General features: G+C 61.5%; 1 protein-coding gene. It reads right to left on the reverse strand.

The genetic code is table 11. The annotated features are described in order from the left end of the window. Positions 1-226: 226 nt before the first annotated feature. Positions 227-625: an RES domain-containing protein gene (locus AZG88_RS36450; protein WP_442971765.1), complete on the reverse strand. Its 399-nt coding sequence runs from the start codon at positions 623-625 to the stop codon at positions 227-229. Between the last annotated feature and the right edge of the window lie 3 nt (positions 626-628).

Raw genomic sequence — 628 nt, forward strand, 5'->3', positions numbered from 1 at the left:
GCGTTCGCGATCGGGTTTGTGCCACGGGTCTGTCGTTTGGCCTTGTTCCGCCTCTTCTTCGCGGCCTGCGTTGCTTTCTTCGAGCGTCCCATGGATGTCCTTCTGCAGGTGGTCTGTCATGGTCTCGTTGGTAGGCAGGGAACAATACTGTACTGACGGTTGGCTTTTCATGGGTTTGTCTCACGCCCAACGCCGGTGACAGGCAGTGGGAGATCGACGTAGACGCTTAGATGACGGTTGCGTTGTATTTTGCGAGATGGGATCTGACCAGCTCCACCCCGGCGCGGTCATCGANNAGCCCCACACCGGCATTGGGCTTGATCGTCATCACGACGGAGAACCTGTCCTCGTCGTTGCGTGCCCGGTATTTGATCCCGAGCACCCCGTCGGTCCCGTGCAGGATCGATGCCGCCCAGTCCCGGGTGATCCGGTAGTCGACGGGGTCGCATTTCGTCAGCCAGGTGTCCTGACCGATTGCCGCCAGGTGTGAGCCGTGCACCAGTGCGACCGGGACGTCGTCGGTGACGGTGACCTGGGACAGGACTCGACCGGCCAGCTTGGCCTTCCGCATGATCCTCGGAATGTGGTCATCGAGCGGCAGCGACCGGCAGTAGGTCTCCGCGATGCA

The sequence above is a fragment of the Rhodococcus sp. LB1 genome, assembly GCF_001583455.1.
In the GTDB taxonomy this organism is placed as follows: domain Bacteria; phylum Actinomycetota; class Actinomycetes; order Mycobacteriales; family Mycobacteriaceae; genus Rhodococcus_F; species Rhodococcus_F opacus.